1 protein-coding gene is annotated in these 1391 nt (G+C 64.4%); it reads left to right on the forward strand.

Features of this window, described 5'->3' with window-relative positions:
* The first annotated feature begins 142 nt into the window (after positions 1 to 142).
* On the forward strand, positions 143 to 1315 hold the full coding sequence (locus G531_RS23680; RefSeq protein ID WP_081684235.1) for a recombinase family protein: 1173 nt from the start codon (positions 143 to 145) through the stop codon (positions 1313 to 1315).
* Positions 1316 to 1391 lie beyond the last annotated feature (76 nt).

Genomic DNA, 1391 nt, shown 5'->3' on the forward strand with positions numbered 1-1391 from the left:
GACCCAGCGAGACGCAGAACTGTCCGGCCGTGAGTTGAGGTCCTCTCCGTTGAGGTAGGGGAAGAGCACCTCGGCATTGCGTGCATCGGCGGCAACGCACCTGTGCAGGACAGGCTGGTGGCTCGCGAGTGGACTGAAGCCCATGCACACAAAATATGAACGGGGCTGCGTCCTCTACGCACGGCTCAGTGTCACCAAGGAAGAGTCCGTATCCATCGCCCGCCAGCTTCACTCCTGTCGCAGCTACGCCGAAGCCCGAGGCTGGGAGGTGGTGGGCGAGTTCATCGACGATGGAGTCTCAGCCACTGCGAACCGCCCAGAGGACCGCAAGGGTTGGGCTGCCCTTCTCGCGACAACCGACTTCGACGCAGTCATCATCTGGAAGGTCGATCGGCTCGCTCGTCGCGTCCTTGACTTCCTCCATGCCGACGAAGCACTCCAGCAGCGGGGAGCTGGCCTCGTAGCGGTTGAGGACCCCATCGACATGACAAGCCCCCAAGGTCGTGCCTTTGCGGTCATGCTCGCCGTGTTTGGCGAGATGGAGGCAGAGGCCATCCGAGCGAGGGTCCGTGCTGCACGACTGCAGCTGCTGAAGGATGGACGGTGGGCAGGTGGAGGTATCCCGTACGGCTACCAGTCCGCCGCAAACCCTGACGGTCCGGGATGGGTGCTCGTCAAGGATGCGTCCCGTCAGCCGTGGCTCGCCGAGGTCGTCAGAAGGGCGCTGGACGGCGCGACCGTCAACGCCATCACCACCTGGCTGACGACTGAGGGAGCACCGTTGCCCGAGGGTTCCTTGGCAAGGCGCAAGTCGGGTGCGACCGGGTGGAACCGGCAGACCGTGGACGGCATCCTCCGCAACCCGATCTTAGCTGGGATGACTCCACACAATCCAGGCCGTCCAAAGAGCGCGACGCGTGCAGACCCATTCGCCGTCTTCCGCGACGAGGCTGGCGAGCCGGTCGTGAATGAGGCACTCGCGGTCATCAGTACCGAGGAGTTCACGACGTTGCAGAGGCTGCTCGACGCGAGGAGCGCACCACAGGCCCGCCAGCGAAGCGAGCGAGAGCCCACGAGTCCGTTCCTGTCGCGCGTCGTTCGCTGCGACGACTGCAACGTTTTCCTCTGCCGGGGCACGAACCAGAAGCGGCCGGTCCTGTACTGCCCGGCTTGCCGTCAGACGATGAGTCGATCGGCCTTCGATCCATACCTCGTGGACCGCCTTCTGGCCGAGCGGGGGACTGAGCCTCTCGACGGCTCGACCGTCGAGGCCCACTGGACAGCGGCCGGAACCAATGAAGCGCCCTGGGTCTGATGGAGACTCGCGCTATTTGATTCCGACCAGCAGGTTGCGGTCGTTGGGGACAGCATAGAACGCGTTCTCGAACTCG

Source organism: Granulicoccus phenolivorans DSM 17626 = NBRC 107789 = JCM 15570 (genome assembly GCF_000423085.1).
Lineage (GTDB): Bacteria > Actinomycetota > Actinomycetes > Propionibacteriales > Propionibacteriaceae > Granulicoccus > Granulicoccus phenolivorans.